The following is a 15433-nucleotide window of genomic DNA, read 5'->3' on the forward strand; positions in this document are numbered from 1 at the left end:
GCGTCGCCATCCGGCAAAGGTTCGATAATTACATCTTCGTGTACGGTTTAAAGCGTTCTTGCAGCTGGCGTAGCTGGTCAATACGGGCATCGTATCTGGCCTGCTGCTGGCTACCCAGTTTCACCTGAGAGCTTGCGCTGCTGAGCATCGAAATAGCCTGATCCAGACGTCCCGCGAGGGCATACCCCTCCGCGCGCGCCGCCAGCTCCTGATCGCGGTTGCTCAGGTTGGCTTCCGTTTGCGCTAACAGATCCCAGCCGTTAGGGTCATCTTTATGGTTAAACGTATAGCGATTCAGGATGGTCGCCGCCTCTTTGGCTTGTCCACCTTGTAAATAGGCATTCGCCAGGTTGAGCTGCAGAACCGGGTTAGTGCGCAGGTCGCGGGCGTTTTTCAGGCGGTTAATGGCATCACTGGTTTTCTTCTGGCCGAGATCGATATCCGTTGCCAGGTCGAGATACCAGGCATTGTTAGGATCTGCCGCCAGCAGTGGTTGCAGCGCTTTACGCGCCTCGTCGTATTTACTGGCTTCCATCGCCTGCAATGCCCGGCCATACTGCGCCGCACGTTGCTCACGTACGTTGCCTTTCGACCAGCTACTCAGCAGGTCATCGGTCAACTGGTTACGACCAGAGTTGTACATGCCTAAGGTTCGTGCCTTAGCCAGATAAAAATCTTCTGACGACTGGACGACCACCGGGTGCATCTGGTTGGCGCGGTTACGGGCATCAGACAGACGGCTTTCCGGCAGGGGGTGAGTCAGCAAAATTTCCGGCGGACGCGAAGAGTAACGAGCCTGGTCGAGCAGTTTTTCCAGGAACGTTGGCATGGCCTGGGGATCGAATCCCGAGCGTTGCAGCACCTGAATACCGATGCGGTCTGCTTCCTGTTCGTTTTGCTGCGTAAAGCTGATCATTCCCTGACGTGTACCCGCCAGCGTACCGGTCAGCGCCGCCATACCCGCCTGCGGGCTGGCCATTGCTAATAAAATTGAACCTAATGCGCCAACCCACGTTAGCGGTGCGCTACGTTTCTGGTCTTCCATGGCACGCGCCAGGTGGCGTTGCGTGACGTGGGAAATTTCGTGCGCCATAACCGATGCCAGCTGGCTTTCGTTGTCGGAATAGCGGAATAGTGCGGAGTGCAGGACAACGTTGCCGCCAAAGAAAGCAAAGGCGTTGATTTCATCGTTGTTAATCAAAAAGAAGGTGAAGGGCGTTTTTACCGAGTCGGCGTGCGAGACCAGACGCATCCCCAGCGCATTAATGTATTGAGTGAGCAATGGATCGTTAATTAATGGCGCACTGCCGCGCAGTTGGCGTACGTAATAATCGCCCATCTGCATTTCCTGTCCTATGGAAAGCGTACTGCCTGCCGACGTTCCCATATCAGGCAGGGTGTCCGCAGTATCAGCAAATGCTGGCGCAACCTGACCGATAGTCAGTGCGGCAATGAGGGTAGCAACCAGGTTTTTTTTCAACTGCCTGAACATAACCTCTGTCCTGTATTCTTTTTTGAGATAGCCATTTGACCGATGCTGTGAAGTATCGTTCACACTCCGCAAGCTTACGGAGTGTAACTGCGAAACCTGACGATGAACACCCAGGAAAAATGTCTTTTCACTTTGCGTAATCAGCCATAAAAAGCGAAGTCTTTTTTGTGACATTTCGATACAATTCGGGATCGCAATCCCGCTATTGGGTTCATGGAAGGGTTTTATGCTCGAAATGTTGATGCAATGGTATCGTCGCCGCTTTAGCGACCCCGAAGCCATCGCCCTGCTGATTATTCTTGTTGCCGGTTTTGGCATCCTGTTTTTCTTTAGCGGTCTTTTGGCGCCGCTGCTGGTCGCCATTGTGCTGGCGTACCTGCTTGAATGGCCGACAGTGCGGCTGGAACATATTGGGTGTTCACGGCGTTGGGCGACATCGATTGTGCTGGTGGTGTTTGTCGGTATTTTACTGCTGATGGCCTTTGTGGTGATGCCCGTTGCGTGGCAGCAGGGAATTTACCTGATCCGCGACATGCCTGGCATGCTCAATAAATTGTCTGATTTTGCCGCCACCTTGCCACGACGTTACCCGGCGCTGATGGATGCGGGCATCATTGATGCGATGGCGGAAAATATGCGCTCGCGAATGCTCACCATGGGCGATTCGGTGGTGAAATATTCGTTAGCCTCCCTGGTCGGATTACTCACGCTGGCGGTTTATCTGGTGCTTGTCCCGTTGATGGTGTTCTTCCTGATCAAAGATAAAGGCCAGATGCTGAACGCCGTGCGCCGGGTGCTACCGCGTAATCGCGGGCTGGCGGGACAGGTATGGAAAGAGATGAACCAGCAAATCACCAACTATATCCGCGGGAAGGTGCTGGAAATGGTGGTGGTCGGCGTAGCGACCTGGCTCGGCTTCCTGCTGTTTGGTCTCAACTATTCGCTGTTGCTGGCGGTGCTGGTCGGGTTCTCTGTGCTGATCCCGTATATCGGCGCTTTTGTGGTGACGATTCCGGTGGTTGGCGTGGCGCTGTTCCAGTTCGGGCTTGGCACCGAGTTCTGGAGCTGTTTTGCTGTGTACCTGATAATCCAGGCACTGGACGGCAATTTGCTGGTTCCCGTGCTGTTCTCCGAGGCGGTCAATCTGCATCCACTGGTGATTATTCTCTCCGTGGTGATTTTCGGCGGTCTGTGGGGATTCTGGGGCGTATTCTTTGCGATTCCTCTGGCGACGTTAATCAAAGCGGTAATGCATGCCTGGCCGGATGGTCAGGTCGTTGACGAACCCTAATCTGCAAGATCCGGCGATATCATGTCGCCGGATCTGAACTTGTCTGACCTCTATCCACTCTTTCTGAATAATCTCCTCTGGTGTCGTTTTTCTCCACGTTTGTCTTTAACTTGACCATCGTGATGTCTTTTAGTCACACAAGGATTAAGGCCAACAGGAGAACAAAATGGGTCACAGCACACACACGCAGCAAAAGGTGGGATGGGGCGGTTATCTCGCTTTTTTTATTACGATTATTCTTTTTTCCGGCATGTTTGCGAAAAGTACCGAATGGTGGCGGGTCTTTGACTTCACCGTCCTCAACGGTGCGTTTGGGCAGATTAATGCTGCGGGCGACACGGCGGTCTCTTTTCGTGGCACAGGGGGGATGGGGGCAAAAGACGGCTTCTTATTCGCGCTTGAGCTGGCGCCTTCCGTCATTCTTTCGCTCGGGATTATTTCTGTCACCGAAGGGCTGGGTGGGTTGCGCGCGGCACAACAGCTGATGACGCCGGTCCTGCGTCCGTTACTGGGCATTCCGGGTATTTGTTCGCTGGCGTTGATTGCGAATTTGCAAAATACCGATGCCGCGGCCGGGATGACCAAAGAAATGGCGGAAGAGGGCATTATCACAGAGCAGGAACGCGCTATTTTTGCCTGCTGGCAAACCAGCGGCAGCGCATGCATTACCAACTATTTTTCTTCTGGCGCAGCGCTGTTTACGATGGTGACCGTTCCGGTGATTACGCCGCTGGCGGTGATCCTTGTCTTCAAATTTGTGGGCGCGAACCTGTTGCGTGTGTGGATCGCGCAGCTGGAAAATCGCCGTATGCAGCAGGAGGCGTGAGATGACAACGCAGGTACGTAAAAACGTCATGGATATGTTTATCGATGGCGCACGGCGCGGGTTTACCATTGCAACAACCAGTCTGTTGCCTAACGTGGTGATGGCGTTTGTGATTATTCAGGCGCTGAAGGTGACAGGGCTGCTCGAGGTTGTAGGACGGGTATGCGAGCCGGTAATGGCTCTGTGGGGGCTGCCGGGGGAATCTGCCACTGTGCTGCTGGCAGCGGTGATGAGTATGGGAGGCGGCGTTGGCGTGTGCGCCAGCCTGGTTGTCGCCGGTACGCTTTCGGGACATGATGCCACGGTGTTGTTGCCGGCTATCTACCTGATGGGAAATCCGGTGCAAAATGTGGGCCGTTGTCTGGGGACCGCGGGGGTTCATCCTCGTTATTACCCGCTAATTATTGCGGTATGCGTCATTAATGCGCTGCTCTCTATTTGGGTTATGCAGGTTATTGCCTGACAAGGAAGGTTATGAACTGTTCAATTCTTGATTTGACGTTGTTCCAGCAGGGACACGTGTATGCGCCTGAAGATTTAGGGCTACAGGATATACTGGTCTCTGGCAGCAAAATTGTTGCCATCGCCCCGTCAATTTCTCCTGAAGACTTTCCCGGTTGCGAGTGTATCAATCTTGACGGCGCGATTGTGTGCCCAGGATTTATCGATCAACACGTCCATCTTATTGGCGGCGGCGGGGAGGCGGGGCCGCATACCCGCACGCCGGAAGTGCGCTTGTCACGGCTGGTTGAAGCTGGCGTCACGTCGGTGGTGGGTTTGCTGGGTACCGATGGCATTACCCGTCACCCGGAATCGCTGCTGGCAAAAACCCGCGCGCTGGAGTTTGAAGGCATCAGCGCATGGATGCTGACCGGGGCGTATTCTCTGCCTTCCCCGACTATCACCGGCAGCATCGATCGCGACGTGGCGCTGATCGATAAAGTGATTGGCGTGAAGTGTGCGGTTTCGGACCATCGTTCTTCAGCCCCGGATACCTCGGCGCTGGCAAATATGGCGGCGCAGTCGCGTGTCGGCGGATTGTTAGGGCGCAAACCGGGGATCAGCGTTTTCCATATGGGCGACAGCCAGCGCATGCTGGAACCGTTGTACCAGATCCTTGACTGTTGCGATGTGCCGATTACTAAACTGTTGCCGACACACGTTAACCGTGCGGAACCGCTGTTCCAGGCGGCGCTGGAGTATGCCCGTAAAGGCGGTTATATCGACATTACCAGCAGCATTGATGAGCCCGTCGACCCGGCCACGGCTATCGCCACGGCGCTGCGCCAGAACGTGCCGCTGTCGCGCATTACCCTTAGCTCAGATGGCAATGGCAGCCAGCCGGAATTTGATGAGCTTGGCAATCTCACCGGCATCGGTGTCGCGGGGTTTGAATCACTGGCTGAGACGGTGCGCCAGTTGGTGAAGGTTCATGCCATACCGCTGGAACAGGCGCTGTGTCCGCTGACGCGTACGGTCGCAGAATTTTTGGCACTGGAGCATAAAGGGCGTCTGGCGGTGGGATGCGATGCGGACATTCTGGTGCTCAACGACGCGCTGAAAGTTCATCACCTGTGGGCGAAGGGAAAAGCCGTAGTCAGGGAGCAGAAAGCGTGTGTGAAAGGGACGTTTGAGTAACCGGGCGGTCATCTGCCGGATGTCGACGCTAACGCGTCTTATCCGGCCTACGTGCGTGCATTTGTAGGCCGGATAAGGCGTTCATGCCGCCATCCGGCATTTCACGGTCAGGCGTTCTCTTTCAGCCAATTCATTACCACGTCGTGGTGGTTGCTGGTTTTGAAGTCATCAAACACATGCTCAATTTTCCCTTCGGCATCAATCAGGAAGCTGATGCGGTGGATGCCATCGTAGGTTTTGCCCATAAATGACTTCTCACCCCAGACGCCGAACTGCTCGCAAACCTGATGATCTTCATCGGACAGGAGCGTGAAATTCAGGACTTCTTTCTCCGCGAATCGGGAAAGCTTCTCTGGTTTGTCGGTGCTGATCCCCAGCACTTCAACACCCGCTTTTTTTAACTCATCCATGTTATCGCGCAGGCCGCAGGCCTGTACGGTACAGCCGGGTGTCATGGCTTTCGGGTAAAAATAAACCAGAACACGCTGTCCCTGGAAGTCGGTTAAATTTACTTGTTCTCCGTCTTGATCCGGCAAGCTAAATTTCGGTGCGATATCACCGGCTTTCAGTGGGTTCATTACTTAACTCCATCCTGTTCATCATGCTGTGAGTAATTGACGACGTTAATACTGCCTTGCGCATTGAGTTCTGTACAGAGTGCTTTAAACGCATCTTCAATATTTGCCGAATCATGTGACGCAGGACTATGTGCGGTAATTTGAATAAACAACTGCGCCGCCTTTCCATTCTCAGCCGGTTGCGTGCGTGAAACCAGTTCCGCAATATTCATTTGGTGGCTGTCAAACAGAGCGGTGAAGCGTTCAATCAAATGGGGAGAATCAGGGACATCGACCTGCACCCATACCGTAGCAGGCATTGCCGGACGGGGGCGCGCGGTCGTGCGCTTCATCACAATGAGTAAATCCAGCTCTGCGCCTTTTAATGGCAGGGTTGATTCAATCAGGGTGATGGCATTCCAGGTGCCCGACAGCAACATGATAAACGTGAACTCATCACCCAGCATGGCCAGTCGGCTGTCTTCGATATTACAGCCGCAACTGCTGACATGACGCGTGATGGTGTTCACAATTCCTGGGCGATCGGCACCCAGCGCAGTAATGACCAGATAGTGTTGCGATGACGATGTCAAACCTGTTCTTCCTTTGAGCGGTGAGGTAATCATAAGGAAAGCATAAAAAAAACATGCATACAACAATCAGAACGGCTCTGGTCGCTTGCTTTTATTGTCGTACCAAACGTACCATTGAGACACTTGTTTGCACAGAGGATGGCCCATGTTCACGGGAAGTATTGTCGCGCTTGTTACGCCGATGGATGAGAAAGGTAAAGTCTGCCGGTCGAGCCTGAAAAAACTGATTGATTATCATGTCGCCAGCGGCACCTCGGCGATCGTTTCTGTTGGCACCACCGGTGAGTCCGCCACCCTGAGTCATGATGAACATGGCGATGTGGTGATGATGACGCTGGAACTGGCTGACGGGCGTATTCCGGTGATTGCCGGAACCGGCGCCAATGCGACCGCGGAAGCCATTAGTCTGACGCAGCGTTTCAACGACAGCGGTGTTGTCGGCTGCCTGACGGTGACGCCTTACTACAACCGCCCAACCCAGGAAGGTTTGTTCCAGCATTTCAAAGCCATCGCTGAGCATACTGACCTGCCGCAAATTCTGTATAATGTGCCGTCCCGTACTGGCTGCGATATGCTGCCGGAAACCGTGGGTCGTCTGGCGAAAGTTAAAAATATTATCGCTATTAAAGAGGCCACGGGGAACTTAAGTCGCGTTCACCAGATCAAAGAGCTGGTTTCGGACGACTTTATTCTGCTCAGCGGTGATGACGCGACCGGACTGGATTTTATGCAGCTCGGTGGTCATGGCGTGATTTCCGTAACGTCTAACGTTGCGGCACGTGATATGGCTGAAATGTGCAAACTGGCGGCAGCCGGGCAATTTGCCGAGGCGCGGGTGATTAACCAGCGTCTGATGCCGTTACACAACAAACTATTTGTCGAACCCAATCCTATCCCCGTGAAATGGGCGTGTAAGGAGTTGGGACTTGTGGCGACCGATACGCTACGTCTGCCGATGACGCCAATCACGGACAATGCTCGTGAAATCGTCAAAGCGGCGCTTAAGCATGCCGGTTTGCTGTAAAGTTTAGGGAGATTTGATGGCTTACTCAGTACAAAAGTCGCGCCTGGCCAAGGTTGCGGGTGTTTCGCTTGTTATGTTGCTCGCGGCCTGTAGCTCTGACTCGCGCTATAAGCGCCAGGTGAGCGGTGATGAATCCTATCTGGAGGCCGCACCGCTTGCTGAGCTTCATGCTCCAGCTGGGATGATTTTGCCGGTTATGTCGGGCGACTATAATATCCCGGTAACCAACGGCAGTGGTGCCGTGGGTAAAGCGCTGGATATTCGTCCACCGGCTCAGCCGTTAGCATTAGTCACCGGTGCTCGCACACAGATCGCGGGTGATACGTCGACATTACTGGTGGAAAACGGTCGTGGCAACACACTGTGGCCGCAGGTCGTTAGCGTCATTCAGTCTAAAAACTACACGATCACCAAACGTGATGATGCCAGCCAGACGTTGACCACCGACTGGGTTGACTGGAACCGTCTGGATGAAGACGAGCAGTACCGTGGACGTTATCAAATCTCGGTTAAACCGCAGGGCTATCAGCAAGCGGTAACGGTGAAACTGGTCAACCTCGAGCAGGCGGGTAAACCCGTAGCCGATGCGGCATCAATGCAGCGTTACAGCGCTGAGATGATGAACGTTATCTCTGCTGGTCTGGATAAGAACGCCACCGACGCCGCGAATGCCGCGCAGAACCGCTCTGCAGCCACCATGGATGTTCAGAGCGCCGCCGATGACACCGGTTTACCAATGCTGGTGGTACGTGGACCGTTCAACGTGGTGTGGCAGCGTCTGCCGGCAGCGCTTGAGAAAGTGGGGATGAAGGTAACCGACAGCACCCGTTCTCAGGGCAGCATCGCGGTGACCTACAAACCACTGTCCGATAGCAACTGGCAGGAGTTGGGCGCAAGCGATCCGGGTCTGGTATCCGGCGACTATAAACTGCAGGTCGGTGATTTAGACAACCGCAGCAGCTTGCAGTTTATCGATCCGAAGGGGCATACCCTGACGCAAAGCCAGAACGACGCGCTGGTCGCCGTCTTCCAGGCAGCGTTCAGTAAGTAAAAATAAAGGGCTGGATAACTCCAGCCCTTTTTTTCTGATATGATACGCAAACGTGTGCGTCGGCAGAAAAACGCAATATTTATCGTTAATTCACACCCAGGAGTAATAAAGATGCAAAAGCAAGCTGAGTTGTATCGTGGTAAAGCGAAGACCGTATACAGCACGGAAAACCCGGACCTGTTGGTGCTCGAATTCCGCAATGATACGTCAGCAGGGGATGGCGCGCGCATTGAACAGTTTGACCGTAAAGGCATGGTGAACAACAAATTCAACCATTTCATTATGACTAAACTGCAAGAAGCGGGTATTCCTACCCAGATGGAGCGACTGCTTTCTGATACCGAATGTCTGGTGAAAAAACTGGAGATGGTACCGGTTGAATGTGTGGTACGTAACCGCGCGGCAGGCTCTCTGGTTAAGCGTTTAGGCGTTGAGGAAGGTATTGAGCTGAATCCGCCGCTGTTTGATCTGTTCCTGAAAAACGATGCTATGCACGATCCAATGATTAACGATTCCTATTGCGAAACTTTTGGTTGGGTGAGCAAAGAGAATCTGGCACGTATGAAAGAGCTGACCTACAAAGCTAACGACGTGCTGAAAAAGATGTTTGATGATGCTGGTCTGATTCTGGTCGACTTCAAACTTGAGTTTGGTTTGTATAAAGGTGAAGTGGTCCTGGGTGATGAATTCTCACCGGACGGTAGCCGCCTGTGGGACAAAGAAACGCTGGATAAAATGGACAAAGATCGCTTCCGCCAGAGTCTGGGCGGCCTGATCGAAGCCTATGAAGCCGTCGCGCATCGCCTGGGTGTGAAGTTAGACTAATCTTCCCCTGAGCCGGCGATCGCTCTCCGGCTCATTAACCCCACCTGATTTGATTACTATTTCTTATGGTAATCCTGTTCCGAACCGCCTACGATCATCATCATAATGAATAAAAAGTTGAGGTGATTATGCGCTGGCAAGGGCGTCGTGAAAGTGACAATGTGGAAGACAGACGAAACAGCTCTGGCGGCGGCCCCTCTATGGGTGGGCCCGGTTTTCGTCTGCCCAGTGGTAAAGGCGGCATCATCCTGCTGATTGTGGTGCTGGTGGCGGGTTATTATGGCGTGGATCTCACCGGGCTAATGACTGGCCAGCCGGTCTCCCAACAGCAATCATCACGCTCCATCAGCCCAAACGATGATGAAGCGGCAAAATTTACCTCGGTGATTCTGGCTACAACAGAAGATACTTGGGGACAGCAGTTTGAAAAAATGGGCCGCACCTACCAACAGCCGAAGCTGGTGATGTACCGGGGCGCGACGCGTACCGGCTGCGGTGCGGGTCAGTCCGTGATGGGGCCGTTTTATTGCCCGGCAGATGGTACGGTTTACATCGACCTTTCATTCTATGACGACATGAAAAACAAGCTGGGCGCTGATGGTGATTTTGCTCAGGGCTATGTTATCGCCCATGAAGTGGGTCATCACGTGCAGAAACTGCTGGGCATTGAACCTAAAGTTCGTCAGATGCAGCAGAATGCCTCACAGGCAGAAGTGAACCGTCTTTCCGTTCGAATGGAACTGCAGGCAGACTGCTTTGCCGGTGTCTGGGGCCACAGCATGCAGCAGCAGGGCGTACTGGAGTCTGGTGACCTGGAAGAGGCACTGAACGCCGCACAGGCCATTGGTGACGATCGTCTGCAACAGCAGGGACAAGGACGCGTAGTACCGGACAGCTTTACTCACGGAACCTCTGAACAGCGTTTTACCTGGTTCAAACGCGGTTTTGACAGTGGCGATCCGGGGCAATGTAATACTTTTGGTAAAGGTATTTAAGACTCTGTGGCAGGGATGTCCGATAACACGGCGCTGAGCGCGTTAACCGAACAAATGACCCACGAAGGGATCCGTCGTCTGCTGATTATCAGCGGCGAGGATAACTGGTGTCAGGAACAGGCATTAGCGCTACGTAGCACGTTACCCGGCGACTGGCTGTGGGTAGGGGAGCAAGCCCCTACCGAGCCGTGCTGTACGCCGCAGGCGCTAAAAATATTATTAGGGCGCGAGTTTCGTCATGCGATTTTTGACGCCAGGCAAGGTTTTGACGCTGCGGCGTTTGCCGCCTTAAGCGGCACACTGCTTGCTGGCAGTTGGCTGGTATTGCTGACCCCACCCTGGCATTCCTGGCACACACATCCAGACGCGGATTCACTACGCTGGAGCGATTGTGCTGAACCGATCCCTACACCGCACTTTATTGAGCACGTCAAACGGGTGATTTCCCGCGATAGACAGGCTCTGCACTGGCAACAGCATCAGCCGGTTGCCTGTCCGCATTTTCCTGCTCGCGCAGCCTGGCATGCGGCAACCGGCGAACCCCAGCCAGAACAGGCGATGATATTAAATCATTTGCTGGCTATGCCTCCCGGTGTGGTTGCGGTGACGGCCGCACGGGGTCGGGGCAAGTCTGCTCTGGCAGGGCAACTCATAGCGCGGATTAACGGCACTGCGATTGTGACAGCGCCTGCCAAAGCGGCAACCGATGTGCTGGCGCAATTTGCCGGAGAGCGTTACCGTTTTATGGCCCCGGATGCGCTGTTAAGCAGTTCTGCAATCGCAGACTGGCTAATTGTGGATGAAGCCGCCGCGATCCCCGCGCCGCTGCTGCACCAACTGGTGGCGCGTTTTCCTCGTACGCTGTTAACCACTACAGTACAAGGCTACGAGGGTACGGGGAGAGGCTTCTTGCTGAAATTCTGTGCTCGCTTCCCCAATCTTCAACGCTATGAGTTGCAGCAACCGGTACGCTGGGCGCAGGGATGTCCGCTGGAGCAAATCGTCAGCGATGCGCTGGTGTTTGATGATGAAACGTTCACGCATGCCCCATTGGGGGAGCTTCACTTCTCGGCATTTGAGCAACAGTCCTGGCATGCTAACCCGGCGCTGCCGTTAGCGGTATACCAGCTGCTTTCCGGAGCGCATTATCGCACCTCGCCATTGGACCTGCGGCGAATGATGGACGCGCCTGGTCAGCATTTTCTTCAGGCATCAACCGCTGACTCCGTAGCGGGAGCCGTCTGGTTGGTCGATGAAGGGGGACTATCCGCGGAATTAAGCCAGGCCGTCTGGGCCGGATATCGTCGACCGAGAGGGAATCTGGTTGCGCAGTCGCTGGCGGCGCACGGTGGTGACCCGTTGGCGGCGACGCTCGTCGGGAGACGGGTCAGTCGAATTGCGGTTCATCCTGCGCGCCAAAGAGAAGGTATTGGGCAACAGCTGATTATGCTGGCCTACCGCTATTCCACATCGTGTGACTATCTGTCGGTCAGTTTTGGGTATACGGCTGAACTATGGCGTTTCTGGCAACGTTGCGGTTTTGTGCTGGTGCGAATGGGAAATCATCGGGAAGCCAGCAGCGGCTGTTATACCGCCATGGCGTTACTTCCCATTAGCGAAGCGGGGAAACGCCTTACCGAGCGGGAGCACCAGCATTTGCGCCGTGATGCGGAAATCCTTGCTCGATGGAACGGTGAGAGCATTCCGCTGGTCCCGCTGAAAGAGACTACGCTTAATGAGGATGACTGGGCTGAGCTGGCCGGGTTTGCCTTCGCGCATCGGCCATTATTGACGTCGCTAGGCTGTCTGAGTCGTCTGCTTGAGCACAGTGAGTTACCTCTTCCGGCCTTGCGCGGACGCATCCAGGCTAAACGTAGCGACGCCGAATTGTGTCAACAGCTCAAGATTTCTGGTCGTAAAGCGTTGCTGGTCATTCAGCGCGCCGAAGCGGCGCAGGCATTAAATCAGCTGGATGCAGAGCGTGAACAGCGGCTACATAATCGCATTATGCAATGGCAATTTTTTCACTAACTTCTTCAATTTCCTGGCATGGTCATTGCGGTTAAGCGGCGTAGAATGATTCTCATCAGTTAAGGAGATCGCCATGAAACATGACCATTTTGTTGTTCAAAGTCCCGATAAACCCGCTCAACAGCTACTGCTGCTGTTTCATGGCGTCGGCGATAACCCGGTTGCCATGGGCGAAATCGGCTCCTGGTTTGCGCCGCTGTTTCCGGATGCGCTAATCGTTAGCATTGGTGGAGCAGAGCCTTACGGAACGACGTCCGGACGTCAGTGGTTTTCGGTGCAGGGCGTAACAGAAGAGAATCGTCAGGAACGTGTTGACGCCATTATGCCGGTGTTTATCGAAACCGTGCGCTACTGGCAGAAGCAAAGCGGCGTTTCGCCGCAGGCAACCGCGCTGATTGGTTTTTCTCAGGGTTCAATTATGTCACTTGAGAGCATCAAAGCTGAGCCGGGGCTGGCATCGCGGGTCATCGCCTTCAATGGCCGCTATGCCACCTTGCCAGAGGCTGCAACCACCGCGACGACGGTGCATTTGATTCACGGTGGTGAAGACCGGGTAATTGAGTTATCTCATGCTGTTGCCGCGCAGGAAGCGTTAATTCGCGCTGGTGGGGATGTGACGCTGGATATCGTCGAAAATCTGGGGCACGCCATTGATGAACGCAGCATGCAGTTTGCGCTCGATCATCTGCGTTTTACCGTACCGAAGCACTACTTTGATGAAGCGCTGAGCGGCGGTAAGCCTCACGATGATGATGTGATTACCATGATCTGATTGATCACCGTAGGCCGGATAAAACGCGAAGCGTTGCCATCCGGCACGTAATGCCCGGTGGCGCTAACGCTTACCGGGCCTACGGGACTTATCGGCCTACTAATTATTTCTTCGGTTGGTCCTTATTCGGCCAATCGTCGTCGTCGTCCCATTTATCGTTAAAGTCACGATGCGGGGGAAGCTCCGGCTTGTTGGCAAGAAATTTCTTGTGATCGACGCGCTTGAGATCTTTAATCACGTTCAGCAGCACGCCTACCAGAAACACCAACACCAGAATCCACCAATATTTTGCCAGCCAGTCCATGCTCATTTCCTCTTACAGGAACACTCATCAGGCGACGAGTTGCTCCATGATACGTTGATACATACGGGCAAGCAGCTGCAGGTCGGCGGCATTAACACATTCATTAATTTTATGAATAGTGGCGTTGACCGGCCCAAGTTCTACTACCTGCGCCCCCATGCGGGCAATAAAACGCCCGTCGGACGTCCCGCCTGTAGTCAGTAACTGCGGTTTAATCTCATTATAGTGCTCAATGGCGTTCACCACTGCATCCACCAGTTTACCGCGTTCGGTCAGGAACGGCTGACCGGAAAGCCACCAGTCGACGGTATAACGCAGCTGATGTTTCTCCAGCAGCGCGTGAACCCGTGCTTTAATCATCTCATCGGTCAGCTCAGTGCTGAAACGGAAGTTGAACTGGATAAACAGTTCTCCAGGGATAACGTTGTTGCTTCCGGTTCCAGCCTGGATATTGGCAATCTGCATGCTGGTCGCCGGGAAGAATTCGTTACCCTGATCCCACTCGATCGCCACCAGTTCGTTGAGCATGGGGGCCGCGCGGTGTACCGGGTTATCGGCCAGATGCGGATAGGCTACGTGGCCCTGCACGCCGTGAATGGTCAGGTTGCAGGTCAGTGAACCACGACGTCCATTTTTCACCACGTCGCCAACGATTTCCGTGCTGGATGGCTCACCCACCAGGCAATAATCCAGTCGTTCATTACGCGACATCAGCGCTTCAACCACCTTCACGGTGCCGTTTTTGGCGCTGGCTTCTTCGTCAGACGTTATCAAAAAGGCCAGACGACCCTGATGGTTTGGATGCTGGGCGACAAAACGTTCTGCGGCCACGACCATCGCCGCCAGTGAACCCTTCATATCGGCAGCGCCACGCCCGAACAACATGCCATCGCGAATGGTCGGTTCGAACGGTGGATTGATCCAGCGGTCGACATCGCCGGCAGGCACTACGTCGGTGTGACCGGCAAATGCCAGGGTCTCACCTTTACCGCGCCATGCCCAAAAATTCTGTGTGTCACCAAAGTCCATTCGCTCAACGGTAAAACCTACCGCGCGCAGGCGTTCAATCATTAACGCCTGGCACCCGGCATCATCCGGGCTCAGGGAAGGACGGCGAATAAGCTGCTGTGTCAGCTCAATGACCGGGCACGACATAGACTACACCTCATTAAAAAACAGAGTATAACTGGATTCACTGAAACCAAGCAGCATAGGCTTACCCGGCGCGCAGAGCAATGGGCGTTTGATAATTGCTGGCATTTCAATCATCAACGCGGCGGCGGAAGCCGCATCGGTGATTTGACTGCGCGTAGATTCATCGAGTTTACGCCAGGTGGTTCCACGCGTATTGAGCAGCGCCTCCCAACCTAATTCGCTGATAAAGGACTGTAATAGCGTGTTGTCCAGACCGTCGACGCGATAATCATGAAAGCGGTAGTCAATACCTTGAGCCTCCAACCAGCGTCTGGCTTTTTTAATCGTGTCGCAATTCTTAATGCCGTAAAGGGTGATCATTTGAATCCTTATTGACGTAACTTGAATATTTATTCTTTTATTCTGTGGCAATGAATAATACATATTGTCATTCAATCGTTATAGAAAAATATAACATTGTTGAACAACAGTGAATAATGATTCCTGAAAGCTCCAAAAAATACCGTATAACTAGAAATCAGAATCTGCCTGTTTGCATCAGCCTGTTTTTCCATCAGAATTGCAAAAGTAGTAGATGATGTATGAATATTTCAAAATATTGCAGTAAGTCACATAAAATTTATGGGTATAGCGCATAGTGATCACATAAACCCCAAACACTGGAGGAATCAATCGCAACCATCGGTTAAATTGCCTTCTTTTAATGATGATGATTTCGTAGAATGCCCATAATAATAAGAGAGGTTGTTATGATTGAACGTGAACTGGGGAACTGGAAAGATTTTATCGAAGTGATGCTTCGTAAATAATTTTCTGGAAGAAATTCATGTCCTGTAAAGGATAAAAAAAGGCGACTCAACGTAAGTCGCCTTTTTTGTG

The 15433-nt window shown here is 53.3% G+C and carries 17 protein-coding genes; 11 read left to right on the top strand and 6 right to left on the bottom strand.

What is annotated here, in order from left to right:
- Nucleotides 1-28: 28 nt before the first annotated feature.
- Nucleotides 29-1492 carry a beta-barrel assembly-enhancing protease gene (bepA, locus tag SK35_RS06770; protein WP_048215796.1) on the bottom strand — a complete coding sequence of 488 codons (1464 nt, stop codon included), beginning with the start codon at nucleotides 1490-1492 and terminating at the stop codon, nucleotides 29-31.
- A 226-nt stretch (nucleotides 1493-1718) separates the two neighbouring features.
- On the opposite strand from bepA, the gene SK35_RS06775 reads away from it, so the two are divergent.
- From SK35_RS06775 to iadA, 4 genes are all read left to right on the top strand, one after another.
- A complete protein-coding gene (locus SK35_RS06775; protein WP_003037941.1) occupies nucleotides 1719-2783 on the top strand; it encodes an AI-2E family transporter in 1065 nt (354 codons plus the stop codon).
- Nucleotides 2784-2949: 166 nt separating this feature from the next.
- A complete protein-coding gene (locus SK35_RS06780; RefSeq protein ID WP_032944189.1) occupies nucleotides 2950-3609 on the top strand; it encodes a nucleoside recognition domain-containing protein in 660 nt (219 codons plus the stop codon).
- Between the two features lies 1 nt (nucleotide 3610).
- Nucleotides 3611-4072, top strand: a complete 462-nt coding sequence (locus SK35_RS06785; protein ID WP_003835099.1) for a YjiG family protein — start codon at nucleotides 3611-3613, stop codon at nucleotides 4070-4072.
- An 11-nt stretch (nucleotides 4073-4083) separates the two neighbouring features.
- The gene (gene iadA / locus SK35_RS06790) at nucleotides 4084-5247 is read left to right on the top strand and encodes a beta-aspartyl-peptidase (RefSeq protein ID WP_048215797.1); all 1164 of its coding nucleotides are present in this window, start codon (nucleotides 4084-4086) and stop codon (nucleotides 5245-5247) included.
- Between the two features lie 107 nt (nucleotides 5248-5354).
- Here iadA and bcp read toward each other — a convergent pair whose 3' ends face one another.
- Together bcp and SK35_RS06800 are read right to left on the bottom strand one after the other, a co-directional pair.
- On the bottom strand, nucleotides 5355-5825 hold the full coding sequence (bcp, locus tag SK35_RS06795; protein ID WP_003835095.1) for a thioredoxin-dependent thiol peroxidase: 471 nt from the start codon (nucleotides 5823-5825) through the stop codon (nucleotides 5355-5357).
- On the bottom strand, nucleotides 5825-6397 hold the full coding sequence (locus SK35_RS06800) for a glycine cleavage system transcriptional repressor (protein ID WP_003037954.1): 573 nt from the start codon (nucleotides 6395-6397) through the stop codon (nucleotides 5825-5827). The genes bcp and SK35_RS06800 overlap by 1 nt, the downstream gene beginning before the upstream one ends.
- Nucleotides 6398-6542: 145 nt before the next feature.
- Between SK35_RS06800 and dapA the strand changes: the two genes are divergently transcribed.
- The 6 genes from dapA to ypfH all read left to right on the top strand — a co-directional run bounded on the left by dapA (nucleotide 6543) and on the right by ypfH (nucleotide 13095).
- Nucleotides 6543-7421, top strand: coding sequence for a 4-hydroxy-tetrahydrodipicolinate synthase (gene dapA, locus SK35_RS06805; RefSeq protein WP_003037957.1), 879 nt, complete (start codon nucleotides 6543-6545; stop codon nucleotides 7419-7421).
- 16 nt (nucleotides 7422-7437) lie between these two features.
- The gene (bamC, locus tag SK35_RS06810) at nucleotides 7438-8472 is read left to right on the top strand and encodes an outer membrane protein assembly factor BamC (protein ID WP_003835088.1); all 1035 of its coding nucleotides are present in this window, start codon (nucleotides 7438-7440) and stop codon (nucleotides 8470-8472) included.
- Between the two features lie 111 nt (nucleotides 8473-8583).
- Nucleotides 8584-9297: a phosphoribosylaminoimidazolesuccinocarboxamide synthase gene (gene purC, locus SK35_RS06815; RefSeq protein WP_003835086.1), complete on the top strand. Its 714-nt coding sequence runs from the start codon at nucleotides 8584-8586 to the stop codon at nucleotides 9295-9297.
- A gap of 128 nt (nucleotides 9298-9425) precedes the next feature.
- A complete protein-coding gene (ypfJ, locus tag SK35_RS06820) occupies nucleotides 9426-10292 on the top strand; it encodes a KPN_02809 family neutral zinc metallopeptidase (protein WP_003037967.1) in 867 nt (288 codons plus the stop codon).
- 15 nt (nucleotides 10293-10307) lie between these two features.
- Nucleotides 10308-12323 (top strand): tRNA(Met) cytidine acetyltransferase TmcA, encoded by a 2016-nt coding sequence (locus SK35_RS06825; protein WP_048215798.1) that lies wholly within the window; start codon nucleotides 10308-10310, stop codon nucleotides 12321-12323.
- Between the two features lie 73 nt (nucleotides 12324-12396).
- Nucleotides 12397-13095, top strand: a complete 699-nt coding sequence (gene ypfH / locus SK35_RS06830) for an esterase (RefSeq protein WP_008785432.1) — start codon at nucleotides 12397-12399, stop codon at nucleotides 13093-13095.
- 103 nt (nucleotides 13096-13198) lie between these two features.
- Here ypfH and SK35_RS06835 read toward each other — a convergent pair whose 3' ends face one another.
- From SK35_RS06835 to SK35_RS06845, 3 genes are read right to left on the bottom strand one after another with little or no spacing between them, the layout of a single operon-like run.
- Nucleotides 13199-13399 carry a YpfN family protein gene (locus SK35_RS06835; RefSeq protein ID WP_003835080.1) on the bottom strand — a complete coding sequence of 67 codons (201 nt, stop codon included), beginning with the start codon at nucleotides 13397-13399 and terminating at the stop codon, nucleotides 13199-13201.
- A gap of 27 nt (nucleotides 13400-13426) precedes the next feature.
- On the bottom strand, nucleotides 13427-14554 hold the full coding sequence (gene dapE, locus SK35_RS06840; RefSeq protein WP_048215799.1) for a succinyl-diaminopimelate desuccinylase: 1128 nt from the start codon (nucleotides 14552-14554) through the stop codon (nucleotides 13427-13429).
- 3 nt (nucleotides 14555-14557) lie between these two features.
- Nucleotides 14558-14914: an ArsC family reductase gene (locus SK35_RS06845; RefSeq protein WP_003835078.1), complete on the bottom strand. Its 357-nt coding sequence runs from the start codon at nucleotides 14912-14914 to the stop codon at nucleotides 14558-14560.
- A gap of 389 nt (nucleotides 14915-15303) precedes the next feature.
- On the opposite strand from SK35_RS06845, the gene ypfM reads away from it, so the two are divergent.
- Nucleotides 15304-15363 (top strand): protein YpfM, encoded by a 60-nt coding sequence (ypfM, locus tag SK35_RS06850; RefSeq protein ID WP_001386977.1) that lies wholly within the window; start codon nucleotides 15304-15306, stop codon nucleotides 15361-15363.
- Nucleotides 15364-15433: the final 70 nt, after the last annotated feature.

It is taken from the genome of Citrobacter sp. MGH105 (assembly GCF_001037485.2).
GTDB classification, from domain to species: Bacteria; Pseudomonadota; Gammaproteobacteria; order Enterobacterales; family Enterobacteriaceae; genus Citrobacter; species Citrobacter portucalensis.